The organism is Serratia sp. NA_13, assembly GCF_052691735.1.
On record NZ_JBQZFV010000011.1, the window covers coordinates 1 to 21,028 of the forward strand.

The window sequence follows — 21,028 nt, forward strand, 5'->3', positions numbered from 1 at the left end:
CATACTGAATATGGCCAAACTCCTGGGCAAAACGATCCACCTGCTGCCAGTCTGTGTACTCCACTTCTTTACTGGTATCTGTTTCGCCCCCCGTCATACGCATAATAAGTTGAATCATGACTCGATCGAACCAGCGATAACGTGGATAGCGAAGCGCGCCGGCAAACACGGCACACTGTTTTGGCTGCCAGGGAGAAGACAAGAGGAACTTGCGGGTATAGGCGTTGGTCTGTGGCGAACGCTTGTCTGCCGTACGGGCGGTCAGGTTAACGCTAAAAAACGCGCTCGGCATCTGGTTCAACTGCTCAACATGCCTCTTAACAAACTTCTCCAGTGTCGGATGAAAATGGCCATAGCGTATCGAGGCACCAATCAGCACCTGCTGATACTGGCTGAGGTCGACATTATCCGCCTGTAGCAAATCGATCACATCGCAGCGCAGCGTATCCTGCAATTTGCTTGCTATATAAGAAGCAATAGAACGTGTTTGCCCATCACGGCTAGAATAAAGAATCAGTGCCTTCACGGCGTTACTCCTTCTATCAGGATCATTCACGCCAGAATGTCGGCGTGAACAGAACCAGCAGTGTAAAGACTTCAAGGCGCCCGAACAGCATCGTCAGGACCAAGATCCACTTCGCCGGGGCAGGCATAGTAGTGAAGTTATCCGCCACCACTCCCAGCCCAGGCCCAAGGTTGTTCAGCGTCGCCGTGACCGCAGCAAAAGCAGAAAAATCATCAACGCCGGTGGCAATAATCGCCAACATGCTGACGATAAACACCAACGCATATGCAGAGAAGAAACCCCATACCGCCTCCAGGATGCGTTCCGGAAGCGCGCGGTTACCCAACTTGATAGTGTAAACCGCATTAGGGTGCACCAGCCTTTTTAGCTCACGCGAGCCCTGTAAATACAGCAGCAGAATGCGAATCACCTTCAGGCCGCCACCGGTCGAGCCGGCACAGCCACCAATAAATGCAGAGCACAGCAACAACATCGGCAGGAATAACGGCCATTTGGCAATACTATCAGTCGTAAAACCGGCAGTTGTCGCCATAGACACTACCTGGAAGAACGCCTGATTGACCGTTTCCATACCGGTTTTGTAGACACCATGCCCCCACAACACGGCAGTACACACCACTACCAGCGTCAACTGCACGGCAATGAACATGCGGAACTCAGGATCGCGCCAGTAAACTTTCAGGCTACGGCCGCTCAGCAAGGCGAAGTGCAAGCCGTAATTACAACCGGAGATCAGCAGGAAAATAGCAATGATAGTGTTGATGGTCGGACTGGCGTAATAACCGATGCTGGCGTCATGGGTAGAGAAACCGCCAATCGCGATGGTCGAGAAGCTGTGGCCAATGGCGTCAAACACTGACATGCCAGCGCCCCAAAGCGCCAGTGCACAGGCAATGGTCAACAGGACATAAATCAGCCACAGGGTTTTGGCCGTTTCGGCAATGCGCGGCCGCATTTTATTATCTTTCAACGGGCCTGGCATTTCTGCGCGATACAGCTGCATGCCACCAACACCGAGGATCGGCAGTATCGCCACTGCCAACACAATGATCCCCATCCCGCCCATCCATTGCAGCATCTGCCGATAGAACAAAATGGCTTTGGGTAGTGAGTCCAGCCCCACCAGCGTCGTCGCGCCGGTGGTGGTTAAACCGGAAAATGATTCGAAGAAGGCATCGGTCAGTGAAAGATTAGGCCGCTCCGAGAATAAAAACGGTAATGCCCCGACGCTGCCCAGCACCGTCCAGAACAACACCACAATCAGAAAACCCTCTCGCGGCTTCAGCTCATGCTTTTGTTTACGGTTGGGCCACCACAGCATCAGACCGATGGTTACCGCTACAAAGAAGGTTTGGCTGAACGCCCGCCCCGCCCCATCGCGGTATATCAATGCCACCAGCCCAGGAATAAACATCGTCCCGGAGAACAGGATGACCAGCAAACCAACGATACGGGTTATAGCGCGAAAATGCATTTCAGCACGATCCTTAGCAATTCAGTTGGGGGAATTATTGCGAAATGGGGGTTAATTGCAAATTACCGCGACTGAGATCACGTAATTTATTCCCGAACGCTTCGACACCGGTGACCGGCAAAGCCAGATGCAACATGACGGAAGCACCATATTCCCCCTGCACTATCCGTCCTTCAGTTTGCTGCAATAAATTCTCTACCAATGCCAACTGAGCATAGTCACATTGCAAAGTATATTCGGCCTGCGGGATTTTGTAGCTCACGGCCAATTGCTTTAATGCCTGCTGCACGCCACTGCCGTAGGCTCTCACCAAACCGCCGGTGCCCAACTTGATACCGCCGTAGTAACGCACGACCACGGCGGTGATTTCGCCGATTCCACTGCCCATCAGTTGTGCAAGAATGGGTTTACCGGCCGTGCCGGAAGGTTCGCCGTCGTCGGAGAAACCCAACTGTTGTGAGTCAGTCGGTGAGCCTGCGACAAATGCCCAGCAATGATGCCTGGCCGCAGGGTGTTCATCACGAACCTGCTGGATAAACGCCTTTGCCGCATCAACCCCGCTGGTCGGTGCCAGCAGGGTGATAAAACGACTCTTCTTTATTTCTTCACTGACGCTGACGGGGCCTGCCGGGATCGGGTAAGGCTGCATCAGGCCAGATTCAGATCGCGCGTCATGTTCTCGATACGCTTTTCGTGGATCACGATATTGTCTTCAATACGGATACCACCATAAGGTTTCAGCGCATCGATGCGATCCCAGGCAAAGTGTTGACTGAATTCGCCGCTGCGCCATGGCGCCAACAGGGAATCAATAAAATACATACCGGGTTCAATGGTTAACACCATGCCAGGTTGCAACACGCGGGTGCAGCGCAGGTACGGGTATTTGGATGGGGCGGCGAGATGGGTACCCTGTTCATCCTGCATAAAGCCGGCAGAGTCATGCACCTGCAATCCCAGGGGATGGCCCAGGCCGTGTGGCAGGAATGGCGTGGTCAGCCCCTGCTCAACCATCGCCTCTTCACTGATGCCGGTCACCAGTTTGTGGCTCTTGAGCAGTTTGGCGATACGTTGATGCATTTGCACATGGTAATCGGTGTAACGCACTCCGGCTTTAATGGTCTCCATCAGTGCCAGTTGCTCACCGTTAAGATCTTTTATCAGATGCGCGAAATCACTGCCGCTCTGGCCAGCGTAGGTACGAGTCAGATCGGCAGCGTAACCGTTATATTCGGCACCGGCATCAAGCAGGAAGCTCAGCATTTCTGACGGTGGTTGATGATCCAACGTGGTGTAATGCAGTACCGACGCATGCTCATTCAGCGCAACAATGTTGTCATAAGGCACATCGGTGTCACGATGCCCCGTGGCGGTGAGGTAAGCCTGGTTGATATCAAACTCACTCATGCCTGACAGGAAGGCCTCATGAGCAGCACGGTGCCCCATAACCGCGGTTTTCTGCGCTTCGCGCATGCAGGCCAGCTCGTAGCCAGTTTTGATTGAGCGATGGAAATCGAGGTAATTCAACACTGCTTTCGGGTTGACGTTTTCTGCCAGGATACCGAGATCGCGGGCACGTTGCTGCGCATAGCCGATATAACCCACACGCTCACGCTGGGCAGGAAGTTGCTGCGCGATATCATCAGCATTGGCCAAGGGCATCAGTTCAACGGATTTGGTCCAGAAACTCTCCGGCAGTGGCTCAACGCTGTGCCAGTAATCGACCGGCGAATAGAACCACAGCTTCGGTTTGTTAACGCCATCCACCCACAACCAGCAGTTGGGTACCGAGGTGACTGGCACCCAAGCCTTAAAGTGCGCGTTCACTTTGAACGGATAGCTGCGATCATCTTGGAATATCCTTTGCAGCTCTCCTGAGTGAATCAGCAGCGCATCCAGTTTGTTGCGCGTTAACACTTCACACGCCCGTTTTTGCAGTTCTGCCAGGTGGTCGTTATACAAAGAAGCCAGCGTTTCCATCACAATACCCTTATACATACCATTAGAACGGAATGAGTCATCTTAGCACACCGTTCAGGTGCACCAACCCCATCAGCTCTGGCATGCGGAGCGGTTCGCAAATCGCTGTAAACGTCGTTACATCCGTAGCTTAACAATTAACCAGGCGAGCAGACCAAGCCGCGCGATGGCGGCCGCCCAACGCGACGATAAAGGCTTATGAAGGCTTTCACTCGTCGACAAATCAGCATAAAGCATAAAATATAACTTCGTTTTAAATCAAAGCACTAACTCATAGTCATGTGATCAGACTAGCAAAAATGCAATCTCTCATTTGCATATTGTTAACATAAAAACCACACTCCTCATCATCTGGTCATACCAGATCAAACGCTGATTCAGGAGATAGACATGCTCTACCAAGGCGAAACATTACAACTGCACTGGCTCGACAACGGCATCGCCGAGCTGGTGTTCAATGCCCCAGGCTCGGTAAACAAGCTGGATACACGCACCGTTGCCAGCTTGGGCGAAGCGCTCGCGGTGCTGGAAAAGCAGACCGAGTTAAAAGGCCTGCTGCTGCGTTCTACCAAGGCCGCCTTTATTGTCGGCGCCGACATCACCGAATTCCTTTCGCTGTTTGCTGCCCCGGCTGAAAAGCTGCAGCAGTGGCTGAACTTCGCCAATGCGATCTTTAACCGGCTGGAAGATTTGCCGGTGCCAACCATTTCGGCCATTAACGGCTATGCGCTCGGCGGTGGCTGCGAATGTGTTCTGGCGACCGACTTCCGCGTTGCATCTCCGGATGCGCGTATCGGCCTGCCGGAAACCAAACTGGGTATTATGCCCGGCTTCGGCGGCTCGGTTCGCTTGCCACGCCTGTTGGGTAACGACAGCGCACTGGAAATTATCGCCGTCGGTAAGGACGTCAGTGCCAAAGATGCATTGAAGGTTGGCCTGGTGGATGCGGTAGTTGCACCGGAGAAGTTGGTGGATGCTGCGCTGAACATGCTGCAACAGGCGATTGAGGGCAAATTGGACTGGCGCGCCTATCGCCAGCCAAAGCTCGAGCCGTTGAAACTCAGCCCAATTGAAGCGGCCATGAGCTTCACCACCGCCAAAGGCATGGTGATGCAAACGGCCGGGAAACACTATCCGGCGCCAATGACCGCAGTCAAAACCATTGAGGCCGCAGCCAAGCTGGGCCGTGATGAAGCGCTGAAACTGGAAAGCGCCAGCTTTGTGCCGTTGGCCCGCTCCAAAGAGGCCCGCGCGCTGGTTGGCATCTTCCTTAATGACCAATTTGTGAAAGGTCAGGCGAAGAAGCTGGCAAAAGGTGTCGAAGCACCGAAGCAGGCTGCCGTGTTGGGTGCCGGTATCATGGGTGGCGGTATCGCCTACCAGTCGGCACTAAAAGGCGTGCCGGTTGTCATGAAAGACATCAGCGACAAGTCCCTGACGCTCGGTATGAACGAAGCCGCCAAGCTGCTGAACAAGCAGTTGGAACGCGGCAAGCTCGATGGCATGAAAATGGCCCAAGTGCTGTCGACCATTCAACCCCGGCTTGATTACGCCGGTATCGAGCGCGCTCAGGTGATCGTCGAAGCCGTGGTCGAAAATCCAAAGATTAAGGCGGCAGTACTGTCCGAAGTGGAAGGCTTGATCGGTGAAGATACCGTACTGGCGTCCAATACCTCGACCATTCCTATTAATCACCTGGCCAAATCGCTCAAACGCCCACAGAACTTCTGCGGCATGCACTTCTTTAACCCGGTACATCGCATGCCACTGGTGGAAATCATCCGTGGTGAGCAGACCAGCGACAGCACCATCGCCGCCGTGGTGGCCTATGCCAGCCGTATGGGTAAAACGCCGATTGTGGTTAACGACTGCCCAGGGTTCTTCGTCAACCGTGTGCTGTTCCCGTATTTTGCCGGTTTCAGCATGCTACTGCGCGACGGTGCGGACTTCCGCCAGATCGACAAAGTGATGGAAAAACAGTTTGGTTGGCCAATGGGCCCAGCTTATCTGCTCGACGTTGTGGGGATTGATACCGCGCACCACGCCCAGGCGGTGATGGCGACCGGCTTCCCTGAGCGCATGAGCAAAGATTACCGCGACGCTATCGACGTGATGTTCGATAACCAGCGTTTTGGTCAGAAAAATCAGTTGGGCTTCTATCGTTACAGCCAGGACAACAAAGGCAAGCCACGTAAAGATAACGATGAGCAGACCGATGTGCTGCTGGCCGAAGTCAGCCAACCGCGTCAGACCATCAGCGACGAAGAAATTATCACCCGCATGATGATCCCGATGATTAACGAAGTGGTGCGCTGCCTGGAAGAAAACATTATTGCCAGCCCGGCCGAAGCCGATATGGCGCTGGTTTACGGCATCGGTTTCCCTCCGTTCCACGGCGGGGCGTTCCGCTACCTGGATACGCTTGGCACCGCCAATTATGTTGAACTGGCCCAGCGTTATGCGCATCTTGGCGCCCTGTATCAGGTGCCTGCCGGCCTGCGTGCCAAAGCTGAACATAATGAAAGCTACTACCCGGTGGCAGCGCCGCTGTCCGATGTCTCCACTGGCCAACCGGCATGAGGTCATAAAGATGGAAAACGTAGTTATTGTTGATGCCGTACGCACGCCGATGGGCCGCTCCAAGGGCGGCGCCTTCCGCCAGGTACGTGCTGAAGATCTTTCCGCTCATCTGATGCGTGCCGTACTGAGCCGTAATCCGTCACTGGATGCCGCCGAAATTGACGACATTTACTGGGGTTGCGTGCAGCAAACGCTGGAGCAGGGCTTTAACATTGCCCGTAACGCTTCGCTGCTGGCTGAGATCCCACACAGTGTCCCGGCGGTCACCGTCAACCGACTGTGCGGCTCATCCATGCAGGCACTACACGACGCCGCACGCGCCATTATGGTCGGCGATGCACACGTCAGCCTGATTGGTGGCGTAGAACATATGGGCCACGTACCGATGAATCACGGTGTGGATTTCCACCCGGGTCTGAGTCGCAGCGTGGCAAAAGCCGCCGGTATGATGGGGCTGACCGCCGAGATGCTGGCCAAGATGCACAATATCAGCCGCCAGATGCAGGATGAGTTCGCAGCACGCTCGCACCAACGCGCGCATGCCGCCACCCTGGCCGGCTATTTCAAGAATGAAATCATCCCAACCACCGGCCACGATGCCGACGGCGTGCTGACTCGTTATGACTTTGACGAAGTGATCCGTCCGGAAACCACCGTCGCCAGTCTTGCAGCGCTGCGCCCGGCCTTCGATCCGGTCAACGGGACCGTGACCGCCGGCACTTCTTCAGCGTTGTCCGATGGTGCGTCTGCCATGCTGTTGATGAGTGAATCACGCGCCAAAGCGCTTGGCCTGAAAGCCCGCGCCCGCATTCGTTCAATGGCGGTAGTCGGTTGCGATCCTTCCATCATGGGCTACGGCCCGGTGCCTGCCAGCAAATTGGCGCTCAAACGTGCCGGACTGAGCGTGCAGGACATCGACCTGTTTGAACTGAATGAAGCCTTTGCCGCCCAGTCACTGCCGTGCATCAAGGATTTGGGACTGTTGGACAGCATCGACGACAAAATCAACCTGAACGGCGGTGCCATTGCTCTGGGCCACCCATTAGGCTGCTCGGGCTCGCGTATCTCGACTACCCTGCTGAACAATATGGAACGCCGCAACGTACAGTTTGGTCTGGCGACCATGTGTATCGGTCTGGGTCAGGGGATTGCCACCGTTTTTGAACGCGTTTAGCTGTGTCTATTAGGGATGACTGCGTCAACACTTCAAACCGCAGCATTCCACCAAGTTTAGTTGCCGTACTTCCCGCCTGTCAGGGGCGGGTTTTTTACGTCTGAATTCTTCTGACGCCCCCAATAAAAAGGGGCAGCCATTGGCCACCCCGTTTGCTACTGCTTCGCGCCTCAGATAAACGAGAAGGCGTCGCCAAACATATGCGCTTCCAGCGCGCCACGTTCGGCACAGAAACGTTCGCGAGCGATTTTTGCCATCTCGAAGCGACCGGCAATATAAATGTCGTGCTCTGCCAGCGTCCCGAAATCTTGCAGCACCGCGCTGAGCACCGTGCCACTACGGCCACGCCACTCCTCTTCCGGCTGTTCAACTACCGGTATGACTTTCAGATTTGGATGCCGCAACGACAGCGCTTCCAGCTCGCTCAAGTCATACAGGTGCTTCAGCTCGCGTCCGCCCCAATAGATGGAAATATCGCGTTCCGGCTGCTGCTCCAGTGCGGCCAACAGAATCGAGCGCGCGTAGGAGAAACCTGTGCCACCGGCGATCAACACCAGCGGACGGCTGCCTTCTTCACGCAACCAGGCGTCACCGTGCGGGATATCAACGGTAATCGCCCGCTCTTTCAGAATGCGACCCATCACCGCCATGGCGTACAGATTCAGCTCCGAAGCGCCAATATGTAGCTCAATGTAATCCTGGTCTGACGGAATGGAGGCCAGTGAGAACGGACGCTTGTCACGCTCATCCATCACGACCATCAGATACTGTCCTGCCTTGAAAGAAAACGGTGCCTCAGGCACCAAGCGTACCCGATAAACCGTATCGGTAATGGCCTCTACGGAGGTCACTTTACAGCTCAATATTGTCATGCGTTCCCTCTGTCGGGTCATCAATGCAAAACTGAGAACAGAACCTGTCATACCCTTCATACTTGAAGCTGCATTTTGTTGGCTTTCCTCGCTTATCCCAGTCACTTACTCAAGTAAGCTCTTGGGATTCGCTGCGTTGCCGCCTCAATGCAACTCCAATTATTTTGGGTATATTATAATGTCGGTTCTCTGTCACTGAAAATTGCGAGCTCATCCCAGATTTCATCGACGCGCGCACGCACCTTTTCATCCATCTGAATCGGACGGCCCCATTCGCGCTGGGTTTCACCCGGCCATTTATTGGTGGCATCCAGCCCCATCTTCGAACCCAAACCGGAAACCGGTGAGGCGAAGTCCAAATAATCGATCGGCGTATTCTCCACCAAAACAGTATCCCTTGCCGGATCCATTCGGGTGGTGATCGCCCAAATCACATCATTCCAGTCGCGTGCGTTGACGTCATCGTCGCAGACGATAACAAATTTGGTGTACATAAACTGACGCAGGAACGACCAGACCCCCATCATTACGCGTTTGGCATGACCAGCATACTGTTTCTTGATAGTCACCACCGCCAGGCGATAAGAGCACCCCTCAGGCGGCAGGTAGAAATCGACAATTTCCGGGAACTGCTTTTGCAAGATAGGAACGAAAACTTCATTCAGCGCCACGCCTAACACCGCAGGCTCATCCGGTGGACGGCCGGTATAGGTCGAGTGATAAATGGCATCACGACGCTGGGTGATATGGGTGATGGTGAATACCGGGAAGTGGTCAATTTCGTTGTAGTAACCGGTGTGATCGCCATACGGGCCTTCAGGCGCCATTTCACCCGGTTCGATATAGCCTTCCAACACGATTTCCGCGCTGGCGGGCACTTCCAGATCGCAGGAGATACACTTGACCACTTCGGTTTTGTTGCCGCGCAACAGCCCGGCAAAGGCATATTCAGACAGGGTATCCGGCACTGGCGTGACCGCACCGAGAATGGTGGCGGGATCCGCGCCCAGCGCAACCGCAACCGGGAAACGCTCACCGGGGTGCGCCTGGCACCATTCAAGATAATCCAGCGCGCCGCCGCGGTGCGACAGCCAACGCATGATGACTTTATTCTTACTCAGCACCTGTTGACGATAAATACCCAGGTTCTGCCGCTCTTTTTGCGGCCCACGGGTCACGGTCAGGCCCCAGGTGATCAGCGGTGCGGCATCTTCCGGCCAGCAGTGCATCACCGGAATACGGCTGAGATCGACGTCATCACCCTGCCATACCTGCTCCTGACAAGGCGCTGAACCCAATACCTTGGTCGGCATGTTCAGCACTTGCTTGAACTTCGGCAGTTTATCGAACAGATCGCGAAAGCCCTTTGGTGGCTCCGGCTCTTTCAGGAACGCCAGCAACTTGCCGACCTCGCGCAACGAGCTGACATCCTCCTGGCCCATCCCCATCGCTACACGACCAGGAGTACCGAACAGATTGCACAGCACTGGCATGTCGTACCCTTTCGGGTTTTCGAACAGCAATGCCGGGCCGCCCGCACGTAAAGTACGATCGGCAATTTCTGTCATTTCCAGATAGGGATCAATCGGCTGGCTAATGCGTTTTAGTTCGCCTCTCTTTTCCAGCAACGAGAGGAAATCGCGTAAGTCACGGTATTTCATGCTGATCATTATAACGGCCAGTGAGGAGGATATTATAAGCCCTCTTCACGGTTGTTGCTGCACTTTTGTTAAACACCGGTAAAGACCTCACCAGCACTCAGTGACACGTGAACGGCACCAGCGGGCGTAATGCCTGCGTATCCTGGTACTCATGGGTCTCTGCGCCTTGGCGGAACACCTTGAAGCCCTGGTCTCTGGCACTGAAATAACGTAATTCATTGCCCTCAACATGCAACATGCTGCCCTCGCGCAGCGCCACCACAGATTCGCTCGGATTAACCGCGCAGAACTCCGCCAGGCGCTCATCACGGGTTTCGCCCATGTGACCGCTGATATGGGCGTCAATGTAGTGCGGGTTAATCTGCACCGGGAACAGGCTCAACGCCGGCAACACCACGCTGTTGCGTACCGGCATGTCATTGGTGGTACGGATACTTGGCGTAGCCACGTTACAACCGGCGCTCCAGCCAATATAGGGGACGCTACGTTCACGAACAGCCCGCTGGATCGGGACAATCAGGCCTTTCTCATGCAGCATTTGGTTCAGCATCCAGGTATTGCCGCCGCTGACCAGGATACATTCCGCCTGTTCAATTGCCGCAGCCGGGGATTCGGCATGGTGAATGCTGGTGACCTTGATACCCAACGTTTGCGCCAGCTCCTGCGCACGCTGATCGTAATCACCGCGGATCATGGCATATGGGATAAAGACGGCGGACGTGATACTGCGGCGCGCGATCATCGCCAACAGGTGGCTCTTGGCATAGCCCAGCAGCTCACTCTCACCGGACAGTTTACCGTTGCTTAACAGAAATAACTCCATTTCTCCCCCTCAATCAAAAACGATGAATGCCGTCACATCAGGCGACAGCGCCCCGAGGCATACTGCGACGGTAGCAAATTTTTAGCCCTCTGTTATACCCAAGCCGTGCGGATAAGTGTGTGACCCCTCGCTAATTGCAAAAGATTCATGCAGATAGCGGCTGTTACATGCTGAAACCTGCATCACTATGTATCCGTAATGGCTTTTGATATGCTTACCGGCTGACAGAAAGGCATGTGAAATTATGGAATCCTGGTATCTATTGTATTGCAAACGCGGCCAGCTCTTACGGGCGCAGGAACATCTCGAGCGGCAGGAAGTGAACTGCCTGAGCCCGATCATTACGCTGGAAAAGATCGTTCGCGGCAAACGCATCGCGGTCAGCGAACCCCTGTTCCCCAACTATCTATTTGTGGAATTCGATCCGGAGCGTATCCATACCACCACCATCAGTGCAACACGTGGTGTCAGCCACTTCGTGCGCTTTGGTTCGACACCGGCCACTATCCCGCAGAAGGTCATCGAAGAGTTGCAGACTCATACCTGCGAAACCTATGTCGATCCGGAAACGCCGCAACCTGGCGATAGTGTGTTGATCGTCGATGGGGTGTTCGAAGGGCTGCAGGCGATTTACACCGAGCCGGACGGCGAAGCGCGCTCAATGCTGTTGCTCAACCTGATCAACAAACAGGTCAGCCAAAGCGTGGACAACCGACAGTTCCAAAAGCTGTAATGTAAAAAAGGCGCCCAAGGCGCCTTTCAGACTGATGACAAACCTCATTCCTGCCCAGAGCAAGTAGAGGCCGATAAACAAAAATCAGGAGAAACCACGCTTTTTCCTGCTTTGTCAGCAACCTAAAAGGCGCCCAAGGCGCCTTTTTTATTGGATACTCGCGCCTTAGCGCTGCATTGCGTCGTCATGCATCCACTGAGCTACCCGCTTGGCGAAGTAGGTCAGCACGCCATCCGCACCGGCACGCTTGAAGCACATCAACGACTCCATCACCGCCGGTTGTTCCTGCAACCAACCGTTTTGAATCGCCGCCATGTGCATCGCATATTCACCAGACACCTGATAGGCGAAGGTCGGCACACCGAAGGTGTCTTTCACCCGGCGTACCACGTCCAGATACGGCATGCCCGGCTTCACCATTACCATATCTGCACCTTCCTGCAGATCCTGCGCAATTTCCTGTAGCGCTTCGTCGCTGTTGGCAGGGTCCATCTGGTAGGTTTTCTTATTGCCACCTTTCAGATTACCGCTGGAACCGAGCGCATCCCGGAACGGGCCATAGTAGCAAGACGCATATTTGGCTGAGTAAGCCATGATCTGAGTGTTAATCAGGCCCTGATGTTCCAGTTGATCGCGGATCGCACCAATTCGGCCATCCATCATGTCACTTGGTGCCACGATTTCTGCACCGGCTTCAGCATGGGACAGTGCCTGGCGTACTAAAATCTCTTTGGTGATGTCGTTAATCACATAACCTTGCTCGTCAATGATGCCGTCCTGACCGTGGGTGGTGTAAGGGTCGAGCGCCACATCAGTCAAAATACCCAGCTCTGGCACCGCGTCTTTCAACGCACGTACTGTGCGCTGCACCAGGCCGTCCGGGTTATAAGCTTCTTCTGCGTGCAGTGACTTGAGGCCCGGCTCAATGACCGGGAACAGGGAGATCACCGGCACGCCCAGCTTGGCAATGGCTTCCGCTTCTTTAACCAGCAGGTCGATGCTCATACGCGATACGCCAGGCATCGATGCCACGGCTTCTTGGCGGTTACTGCCTTCCATGACAAATACTGGGTAGATCAGGTCGTTAACCGTCAGTTGGTTCTCCGCCACCAGGCGACGACTGAAATCATGACGGCGCACGCGGCGCATACGGCGACCTGGGAAGGTGCCCGGAAATGCATAGCTCATAGTTTTCTCCTAACTCATTCCAGCCGGAATAGCCGGCGGGCGTTCTCATCGATTTTTCGCCCCAGCCATTCGGGATCTTCTTGCCGCCAGGCAGCCACCTGCCGGACGATATGAGGCAAAAAACAGGGTTCGTTGCGGCGAGATGCGGGTTTCGGAAGTAAATCCCGGGGCAACAGATAGGGGGCGTCGGTTTCCAGCAACAGACGGTCCGCCGGGATCTGCGGCAGCAACGCACGCAATTCCAGGCCACGCCGCTCATCGCAGACCCAACCGGTAATACCCACCGACAGGCCTAACGACAGGCAGTTTTCCAATTCTTCGGCAGTGCCGGTAAAACAGTGGACCACGGCCGCGGGCAGTTTATCCAACCAAGGGGTCAGCAGCGCGGCAAATCGTGCGTGTGCATCACGGCAATGAAGAAAAACCGGCATCGACAGCTCTGCTGCCAGCGCCAACTGCGCGCTGAATGCCGCTTCCTGCTGCTTCGGGGTAGAAAAGTTACGGTTGAAATCCAGCCCGCATTCACCAATAGCCGCGACCTGCGTCAAAGAGGCTAACTCGCGGATTTGGTCTGCGGCCCGATGGTCCCAACCGCTAGCATGGTGAGGATGTACGCCGACAGTGGACCAGCAAAAACCCGCATGCTGTTGCGCCAGTTCACTGGCAGCCAGGCTTTCCGGCAGATCGGTACCAGTAATCAGCAGCCCTGTTACACCTGCAGCACGGGCGCGCTCCACCACCGCCGGACGGTCTTTGGCAAATTGTGAGCTGGTGAGATTGACGCCGATATCAAACATGATGTTCCCAAAGTAAAAGCCGCCCATCGGGCGGCTTCAGACTGATGACAAACCTCATTCCTGCCCAGAGCGAGTCGAGGCCGATAAATAAAAATCAGGAAAATCAATTTATTGATTTTCGGCTGCTCACCACAAAGCAGGAAAAACCACGCTTTTTCCTGCTTTGTCAGCAACCTAAAGCCGCCCATCGGGCGGCTTGCGACATACTAATTTTTAAGGTGCCGGGGGTTCATCGCCCTCATCTTCTTCTTCCGGCTGCGCGCGACGCTTACCCGTGTAGAAACGGGCAAAGAAAACGCCCACTTCAAACAACAGGTACATCGGGATCGCCAACAGAGTCTGAGAGAACACATCCGGCGGGGTCAACAGCATACCAACCACGAAAGCGCCAACCAGCACGTAAGGTCGTTTCTTTTTCAGGTCTTCCGGTGAAGTGACGCCACTCCAGCACAGCAGAATAATGGCAACCGGTACCTCAAAGGCCACGCCGAACGCCATAAACAGCGCCATGACGAAATCGAGGTAGTTATTGATGTCGGTGGCAATCATCACCCCGGCAGGCGCGGTCTTGGCAAAAAAACCGAACGCCAACGGGAACACGATAAAGTAGGCAAACGCCATGCCGAGATAAAACAGCAGGCTGCTGGAGACCAGTAAAGGCATCATCAGACGGCGTTCATGCTTGTATAACGCCGGTGCGATAAACGACCACACCTGATACAGGATCACCGGTGCAGACACAAACACCGAGACGATCATGGTCAGCTTGATCGGAGTAAAGAACGGTGAAGCCACGTCGGTGGCGATCATGCTCGCCCCGGCAGGCAACTGCTTGATCAGCGGTGCAGACACCAGTTGATAAATGTCATTGGCGAAAAAAACCAGCACCAGGAAGATCGCCAGTATGCTGATAATCGAGTTTAACAGCCGCTTACGCAGTTCTATCAGATGACTGATAAGGGGTTGGGTATCTTCAACAGCCATGTTTTAACGATCGCCACTAGGTTGGTGAGACGCTGGGGTTTTATCCACAACAGGTTCTGAGGTTGCCTGAACGGCCGACGCGACCGGTTGTTTAACCGGCTCGACCACGGGTTGTGCAGCCGGCGGCGTTACCGCAACCACCGGCTCCGGCACGGCAGCCGGGGACGATGCCACAGCCGCAGCCTCTGCCGGCGTCACACCGTCATGAATGGCTTCAGGATCGGTGACCAGAGGGTTATGGATGGTGTGCGCAGGTTCGGTTTTATCGTCACTGCCGCCCTGATAAGAACGTTTCAGCGATTCCGCCGCGTCTTTCAGCTCATCCATTGACGCCTTCAGCTCCGGCGACAAATTCTGCATGCCCGCCTTCTCTACCTTTTTCAGGCTATCCTGCAGTTCCTGCAGTTTTAGTTCCTGAGAAAGTTCGTTCTGCACCGAAGCCGCCAGCGCTCGCAGCGCGCGGATCCAGCCCGAAACTGTTCTTACCGCAACCGGCAACCGTTCCGGTCCGAGTACCACCAGGCCGATAACCAGAACCAGCAACAGTTCACTAAACCCAATGTCAAACACGGTTTATACCTGCTCTTTGTTCTTCGACTCTTCCGTTTTCACTTCCGGCTGCTTATCGGTAATAGGCTTGGCCGTGAAGTCAGCGTCATCCAGGCTGCTTTTCTCAGCCGTGTTGGTCGGCGGCGTATTTTCATCGCCGATCGCCTTTTTGAAACCTTTGATTGATGCACCGAGATCAGAGCCCAGCGTACGGAGCTTTTTGGTACCAAACAGCAGCACCACGATCACTGCGATGATCAACAATTGCGTAATACTAATACCGCCCATTGCAATTACCTCTATTTTTACAGGTTTTTTTCAAAATCCGTCGCATTATACGGCAGATTTTACCAGAGTTTCGAATCAATTCAGGTGGTTCGCTTCCAGCCAATCACCCAGGATACGATGCCGGCCGTTATCAGCCACGCAGGGAACACTTCAACATCCCCCAACAGCAAAATCGTACCGCTTACTAACAGTGTAGCGCCAACGCCGAACAAATAACGCGATTGTCCCTGACGAACGCGCTGGGCCTGCATCTGATTGGTCAGCTTATCAACGCTTTGTTGCAACAGTTTATGCTGCTGCAGGCTGTCGTAAAATAATTCGGGCAGTTCGGGCAGTTTCTCGGCCCAAAACGGCGCTTTTTCTTTCAGTGCGCGGAGCACTGCTGGTATACCGACCTGATCACGCATCCAACTTTCCAGGAACGGCTTCGCAGTGGTCCACAAATCCAGCTGTGGATAGAGCTGCCGGCCCAGACCTTCAACATACAGCAAGGTCTTCTGCAATAACACCAGTTGGGGCTGCACTTCCATATTGAAACGGCGTGCGGTATTGAACAGGTTCATCAGCACGTTGCCGAACGAAATTTCCGACAGTGGCTTTTCGAAAATCGGCTCACACACCGTGCGAATAGCGAATTCGAAATCTTCCACGTTGGTGTCGCGCGGCACCCAGCCAGAATCAACGTGCAGCTCTGCAACCTTGCGATAGTCGCGATTGAAGAAGGCAATAAAGTTTTCCGCCAGATAGCGTTTATCGTCTTTGTTCAACGAGCCGACAATACCGCAGTCAATGCCGATATAGCAGGGATCTTCAGGATGCTCATAGCTGACAAAAATATTACCGGGATGCATGTCTGCATGGAAGAAACTGTCGCGGAAGACCTGGGTGAAGAACACCTGAACCCCGCGTTCGGCCAACAGTTTCATGTTGGTGCCCTGCTTTTCCAGCGTTGGGATATCCGAAACCGGAATTCCGTAGATGCGCTCCATCACCAACACGCTTTCGCGGCAGTAATCGGAATAAACCTCCGGCACGTACAGCATCGGGCTACCGTCGAAATTACGGCGCAGCTGGATGGCGTTGGCCGCTTCACGCAGCAGGTTCAACTCATCCAGCAAGGTCTTTTCATATTCGCGCACTACTTCACGCGGACGCAGACGGCGACCATCCGGCAGCAGCTTTGGCACCCAGGCCGCCAAACGATACATCAGGCGGACGTCAGCCCTGATGATCGGCCGGATATCGGGCCGAATCACCTTCAGAACCACTTCCTGCCCGGTCGTTTTTAGCCGTGCGGTATGCACCTGAGCTATCGATGCCGAAGCCAGCGCCTGCTGGTCAAAATCATCAAACCAGGTTTCCAGCGGGCCGCCCATCGCCAACTCAATATGCTTGCGCGCCAGTGCACCATCGAAGGGGGCAACCCGGTCCTGCAGCAAAGTCAGTTGATCGGCAATCTGTGGTGGGAACAGGTCGCGGCGGGTAGACATCATCTGCCCAAACTTGATCCATACCGGACCCAGCTCCTGCAAGGCCAAACGCAGACGCTCACCCAGAGGTTTATCCGCATGGCGGTTTGGCATCCAGAACAGCAGACGGCGCCCCACGCGCAGCGGCAACGTCAAGCGCATCTGGGGGATCAATTCATCCAGGCCATAGCTGAGAAAAACGCGGACGATCAAATACAGGCGGCGTAGTTCGCCAGGGGTCATCGTTTACCCTCCAACTTGTCCATGCGAGCAATCAGCGCTTCGAGGTTGCGAACGGTGGCATCAACTTCCTCGTTGAACCACACAACTTCCAGTGGGCCTGGTGCCACGCGCCACTCTTCCGTCAGCGTTTCCGCTACATAATGCTGTTGACGCTGGAAGCCGGTCTTCAGCAGGTTCGCGCCCTTACCGAGCACCTGCGTAATACCCTGCGCGGCAATATCACCGATGTAGGGGGCCAACCATTCAGCCGGATCCCACTCTGCCAGATCGAGCAGCCCAACCAGTTGCTGAACCACCTGAATATCCCCTTCGACGATCAGCTCACCGCTACGCATCAATGGCGAAAGTTGCTGGCGATCCCGCAGCTTCAGCAACACCGAGATGCAGCTGCGCACCGTGCAGTCGGCGGTATCTTCAGACTGACCAAGCACATCAACACGCTGCTCACTGAACAGCAACACCAGCGGTGAGGAAAGCTCTTGCAATTCAATACGCAAGACCTTACCTGCCAGGCGCAAACGGGCGGCTTTCATGCTGCGATCGCGGAACAACAGGCTATTGAGCGATGTTTCCAGCACGCCGGTCAACAACGGGGTTAACAGCATCGGCATGTCCATATCAGAACTTGAAGCCGCGATGCAGGGCCACAATACCGCCGGTCAGGTTAAAATAGGTCACGTTGTCAAAGCCGGCAGCCCCCATCATGCCTTTCAGGGTTTCCTGATCGGGATGCATGCGGATCGACTCAGCCAAATAGCGGTAACTTTCCGGATCCTTCACCACCAGCTCACCGATTTTCGGCAGCACGTGGAACGAGTAAGCGTCATAGGCTTTACTTAACGGCGCCAGCAGCGGTTTGGAGAACTCCAGCACCAGCAAACGGCCGCCCGGCTTAAGCACGCGGAACATGGAACGCAGCGCTTTGTCCTTGTCGGTCACGTTACGCAGGCCGAAGGAAATGGTAATGCAGTCAAAATAGTTATCCGGGAACGGCAGCGCCTCGGCATTGGCCTGCACATAGTTGACGTTGCCAATAATGCCGCGGTCACGCAGCTTCTCGCGCCCCATCTTCAGCATGGAATCGTTAATGTCCGCCAGTACCACCTGCCCCTGCTCGCCGACCATGCGGGAGAACTTGGCGGCCAGGTCACCGGTACCACCGGCCAGATCCAACACCCGCTGCCCACGGCGAACGCCGCTGCAGTCAATGGTAAAACGCTTCCAGATTCGGTGGATACCAAACGACATCAGGTCGTTCATCACGTCATACTTTGCAGCTACCGAATGAAAAACGTCTGCCACCATGGCCTGCTTCTCGTCTCTAGCTACGGTGCGAAAACCGAAGTCGGTGGTTTCCTGCGGTTGATCTGCCATTGTCCTGCCTGCTATTCAGTCAATTTAGTGTGGATGAGTGTACCAGAACCCTACGCAATACCCCACCTCGCCGCAGCTGTCATGCCTGCGATGCGGAGCGGGGTTCCTCTGCGGAGTCGTCGTCTTCCGCCCCGGGCAACGCGTCAACTTCATCAAGGCCCGCCGTCTCGAATTCTTCATCATGCTGCGCACTGGCCTGCTGAGCCAGCAGCGGGTTAATCGGTCTTTTCACCTCAACCCCCAACGCGCGGAACCCCTCGGTCTGGCCAATAAGATTACCACGGCCTTCGCTCAGTTTATTCATCGCCTGGCGATAACTCCCCTGGGCCTTGTCCAGGCTCTGCCCCAGCGCCGACATGTCGTCAACAAACAGCCGCATTTTGTCATACAACCGCGCCGCTCTGTCGGCAATGCGTTGGGCATTCTGGCTTTGATGCTCATAGCGCCAAAGGTTGGTGATGGTACGCAACGCCACCAGCAAGGTGGTCGGACTGACCAGCATGATATTGTGTTTGAGCGCTTCGCTGATCAGCTCCGGTTCACGGTCAATGGCCAACAGGAAAGCCGGCTCGACCGGAATAAACATCAGTACGTAGTCCAGCGAACGCAAGCCGGGCAACTGCTGGTAATCCTTGCGGCCCAACAGGCGGATATGGCCACGCAGCGAGCCAATATGCTCACTCAGCGCCGCCTCGCGTTCCACTTCATCTTCACTGTTGAAGTAACGTTCATAGGCCACCAGCGACATTTTCGCATCGATGACCACGTCCTTCCCCTGCGGCAAACGAACAATGACGTCGGGCTGCATACGGCTCTGATGATCCAGCCGCACATTGACCTGGGTTTCGTATTCGTGCCCTTCACGCAGGCCGGAGGCCTCCAGTACCCGACTTAACACCACCTCACCCCAGTTACCCTGAGTTTTATTATCCCCTTTCAGGGCCTTGGTGAGGTTAATCGCCTCGCGCGCCATTTGTGCATTGAGCTGCTGCAGGTTACGTATTTCGTGAGTCAGCGTATGGCGTTCACGCGCTTCCTGGCCAAAACTGTCCTGCACCTGGCGGCGGAATCCATCAAGTTGCTCACGCAGCGGCAGTAACAGGCGGTCCAGACTTTGCTTATTCTGCTCGTCAACCTTGCGCCCGCTGTGTTCAAAAATGCGGTTGGCCAAATTTTCAAATTGGGTGGTGAGGCGCTGTTCACTGTTAATCAGCAGACGCTGTTTCTCTTCTGCCGCCATACGGGTTTCTTCCAGACGGATAGTCACCTCACGCAGCTCGGCCTCCTGAGCGCTGTTAACCTCACGCTGGGCGCGTAGTTCCTGATTCAGTAACTCGCATTCGTTGCGCCAGTGATTGAGCTGTTGAAGTTTTTCGTGCCCGGCAGCCAGCTGGCTGTGCAAATTACGCAGTTCCAGATCGGTTTGCCGCATTTGTTGTTCATTACGCTGCAGCGTTTCTTGCCGGGCTGCTGTTTCCTGCTGCGCCTGTTGCAGCGATTGTTCCAGCAGACGTAGCTCGGTTTCATGCTGTGCATGCGTCTGCTGCACGCGCAGACTGGCAATTAGCCAGCCCAGCAGCAGGCCAATTGCCACCCCGCCCATACCGTAAACCAAACTGGTATCCACCCTGCCTCCTGTTACACCTGATCGTTCCGGCGTTTTATGCGCCTGTTGCCCGTCACGTTAAGGGGATGCTGTATGGATGTCCAGTCTGTTTTTACCTCGACGGCGCAAAATTGCGAAACGCTACGCAAGTCAGACCAGAACTAGCCAAACCACTGGCTTAACCACTTGATGCCAAACGCCCCCGGCGCGAGCATGCCGAACGCCCAGATCATCGCCGAAGTAATATTCGCTACCTGGAAATAACGTTGGGGCATGCCGCAAATGCCACCGACCAACGGCACCACGGCACGCAACGGGCCGAAGAAGCGACCGATGAAAATGCCCAGTACGCCCCAGCGTTCAAAAAACGCATGGCCACGCGTGAGTAGCTGTGGATTGCGGGAAAGGGGCCACATATGTGCCACCCGGTCTTGGTAGTGATAGCCAATCCAGTAAGAGAGCCAGTCGCCGAAAAAGGCCCCGGCAGCAGCAGCGGCCCAGATAGGCCAGAATGCAATGCCGCTTTCGCCGATCAAGGCTCCCAGCGCCAGCAAAATCACCGTGGCCGGCAACAGCAGCGACAGGAACGCCAACGATTCGCCGAACGCCAGGAAGAAAATAATCGGGATGGCCCAGGCTTCATGCTGCCGCACGGTGTCGCTGACCCAGTGGATAATGTCATTGAGGCTCAATATGGGCTCCTGATG

The 21,028-nt window shown here is 55.0% G+C and carries 20 protein-coding genes; 3 read left to right on the forward strand and 17 right to left on the reverse strand.

Features of this window, described 5'->3' with window-relative positions:
• The 4 genes from hemG to pepQ form a co-directional block, all read right to left on the reverse strand.
• Window positions 1–526, reverse strand: a 526-nt coding sequence (gene hemG / locus ACUTSU_RS15395; protein WP_445654363.1) for a menaquinone-dependent protoporphyrinogen IX dehydrogenase, incomplete at its 3' end; no start/stop codon positions are given.
• 22 nt (window positions 527–548) lie between these two features.
• Window positions 549–2,000, reverse strand: coding sequence for a Trk system potassium transporter TrkH (gene trkH / locus ACUTSU_RS15400; RefSeq protein WP_012004734.1), 1,452 nt, complete (start codon window positions 1,998–2,000; stop codon window positions 549–551).
• Between the two features lie 34 nt (window positions 2,001–2,034).
• Window positions 2,035–2,649 carry an IMPACT family protein gene (locus ACUTSU_RS15405; RefSeq protein WP_261166075.1) on the reverse strand — a complete coding sequence of 205 codons (615 nt, stop codon included), beginning with the start codon at window positions 2,647–2,649 and terminating at the stop codon, window positions 2,035–2,037.
• Window positions 2,649–3,980, reverse strand: a complete 1,332-nt coding sequence (pepQ, locus tag ACUTSU_RS15410) for a Xaa-Pro dipeptidase (protein ID WP_445652155.1) — start codon at window positions 3,978–3,980, stop codon at window positions 2,649–2,651. Before pepQ ends, ACUTSU_RS15405 begins: the two co-directional genes overlap by 1 nt.
• A 390-nt stretch (window positions 3,981–4,370) precedes the next feature.
• On the opposite strand from pepQ, the gene fadB reads away from it, so the two are divergent.
• Entirely contained in the window at window positions 4,371–6,560 is a 2,190-nt protein-coding gene (gene fadB, locus ACUTSU_RS15415; RefSeq protein WP_445654364.1) for a fatty acid oxidation complex subunit alpha FadB, read from the forward strand.
• A gap of 10 nt (window positions 6,561–6,570) precedes the next feature.
• Window positions 6,571–7,734 (forward strand): acetyl-CoA C-acyltransferase FadA, encoded by a 1,164-nt coding sequence (fadA, locus tag ACUTSU_RS15420; RefSeq protein WP_445652157.1) that lies wholly within the window; start codon window positions 6,571–6,573, stop codon window positions 7,732–7,734.
• A gap of 170 nt (window positions 7,735–7,904) precedes the next feature.
• Here the strand turns inward: fadA and fre are convergent, their stop codons facing one another.
• The 3 genes from fre to pepE form a co-directional block, all read right to left on the reverse strand.
• Complete coding sequence (fre, locus tag ACUTSU_RS15425; RefSeq protein ID WP_445652158.1) at window positions 7,905–8,606, reverse strand: NAD(P)H-flavin reductase; 702 nt, start codon at window positions 8,604–8,606, stop codon at window positions 7,905–7,907.
• A gap of 173 nt (window positions 8,607–8,779) precedes the next feature.
• Window positions 8,780–10,276 (reverse strand): 4-hydroxy-3-polyprenylbenzoate decarboxylase, encoded by a 1,497-nt coding sequence (gene ubiD / locus ACUTSU_RS15430; RefSeq protein ID WP_135314738.1) that lies wholly within the window; start codon window positions 10,274–10,276, stop codon window positions 8,780–8,782.
• 88 nt (window positions 10,277–10,364) lie between these two features.
• The gene (gene pepE, locus ACUTSU_RS15435; RefSeq protein WP_445652159.1) at window positions 10,365–11,090 is read right to left on the reverse strand and encodes a dipeptidase PepE; all 726 of its coding nucleotides are present in this window, start codon (window positions 11,088–11,090) and stop codon (window positions 10,365–10,367) included.
• A gap of 244 nt (window positions 11,091–11,334) precedes the next feature.
• On the opposite strand from pepE, the gene rfaH reads away from it, so the two are divergent.
• Window positions 11,335–11,823 (forward strand): transcription/translation regulatory transformer protein RfaH, encoded by a 489-nt coding sequence (rfaH, locus tag ACUTSU_RS15440; protein WP_445654365.1) that lies wholly within the window; start codon window positions 11,335–11,337, stop codon window positions 11,821–11,823.
• A gap of 165 nt (window positions 11,824–11,988) precedes the next feature.
• Here the strand turns inward: rfaH and hemB are convergent, their stop codons facing one another.
• From hemB to ACUTSU_RS15490, 10 genes are all read right to left on the reverse strand, one after another.
• The gene (gene hemB, locus ACUTSU_RS15445) at window positions 11,989–13,011 is read right to left on the reverse strand and encodes a porphobilinogen synthase (RefSeq protein ID WP_012004724.1); all 1,023 of its coding nucleotides are present in this window, start codon (window positions 13,009–13,011) and stop codon (window positions 11,989–11,991) included.
• Window positions 13,012–13,025: 14 nt separating this feature from the next.
• Window positions 13,026–13,808 (reverse strand): 3'-5' ssDNA/RNA exonuclease TatD, encoded by a 783-nt coding sequence (tatD, locus tag ACUTSU_RS15450; RefSeq protein ID WP_445652161.1) that lies wholly within the window; start codon window positions 13,806–13,808, stop codon window positions 13,026–13,028.
• Window positions 13,809–14,021: 213 nt separating this feature from the next.
• Window positions 14,022–14,792, reverse strand: coding sequence for a Sec-independent protein translocase subunit TatC (gene tatC / locus ACUTSU_RS15455; protein ID WP_261093067.1), 771 nt, complete (start codon window positions 14,790–14,792; stop codon window positions 14,022–14,024).
• A gap of 3 nt (window positions 14,793–14,795) precedes the next feature.
• Entirely contained in the window at window positions 14,796–15,362 is a 567-nt protein-coding gene (tatB, locus tag ACUTSU_RS15460; protein WP_445654366.1) for a Sec-independent protein translocase protein TatB, read from the reverse strand.
• A 3-nt stretch (window positions 15,363–15,365) separates the two neighbouring features.
• A complete protein-coding gene (gene tatA / locus ACUTSU_RS15465; RefSeq protein WP_085116539.1) occupies window positions 15,366–15,629 on the reverse strand; it encodes a Sec-independent protein translocase subunit TatA in 264 nt (87 codons plus the stop codon).
• An 80-nt stretch (window positions 15,630–15,709) separates the two neighbouring features.
• A complete protein-coding gene (ubiB, locus tag ACUTSU_RS15470) occupies window positions 15,710–17,341 on the reverse strand; it encodes a ubiquinone biosynthesis regulatory protein kinase UbiB (protein WP_445652163.1) in 1,632 nt (543 codons plus the stop codon).
• Window positions 17,338–17,946: a ubiquinone biosynthesis protein UbiJ gene (gene ubiJ / locus ACUTSU_RS15475; RefSeq protein WP_445654367.1), complete on the reverse strand. Its 609-nt coding sequence runs from the start codon at window positions 17,944–17,946 to the stop codon at window positions 17,338–17,340. The genes ubiB and ubiJ overlap by 4 nt, the downstream gene beginning before the upstream one ends.
• A 13-nt stretch (window positions 17,947–17,959) precedes the next feature.
• Window positions 17,960–18,715, reverse strand: coding sequence for a bifunctional demethylmenaquinone methyltransferase/2-methoxy-6-polyprenyl-1,4-benzoquinol methylase UbiE (ubiE, locus tag ACUTSU_RS15480; protein ID WP_012004718.1), 756 nt, complete (start codon window positions 18,713–18,715; stop codon window positions 17,960–17,962).
• Between the two features lie 79 nt (window positions 18,716–18,794).
• Window positions 18,795–20,342, reverse strand: coding sequence for a DNA recombination protein RmuC (gene rmuC, locus ACUTSU_RS15485; protein ID WP_445652165.1), 1,548 nt, complete (start codon window positions 20,340–20,342; stop codon window positions 18,795–18,797).
• A gap of 140 nt (window positions 20,343–20,482) precedes the next feature.
• Entirely contained in the window at window positions 20,483–21,013 is a 531-nt protein-coding gene (locus tag ACUTSU_RS15490; protein WP_445654368.1) for a DedA family protein, read from the reverse strand.
• Window positions 21,014–21,028 lie beyond the last annotated feature (15 nt).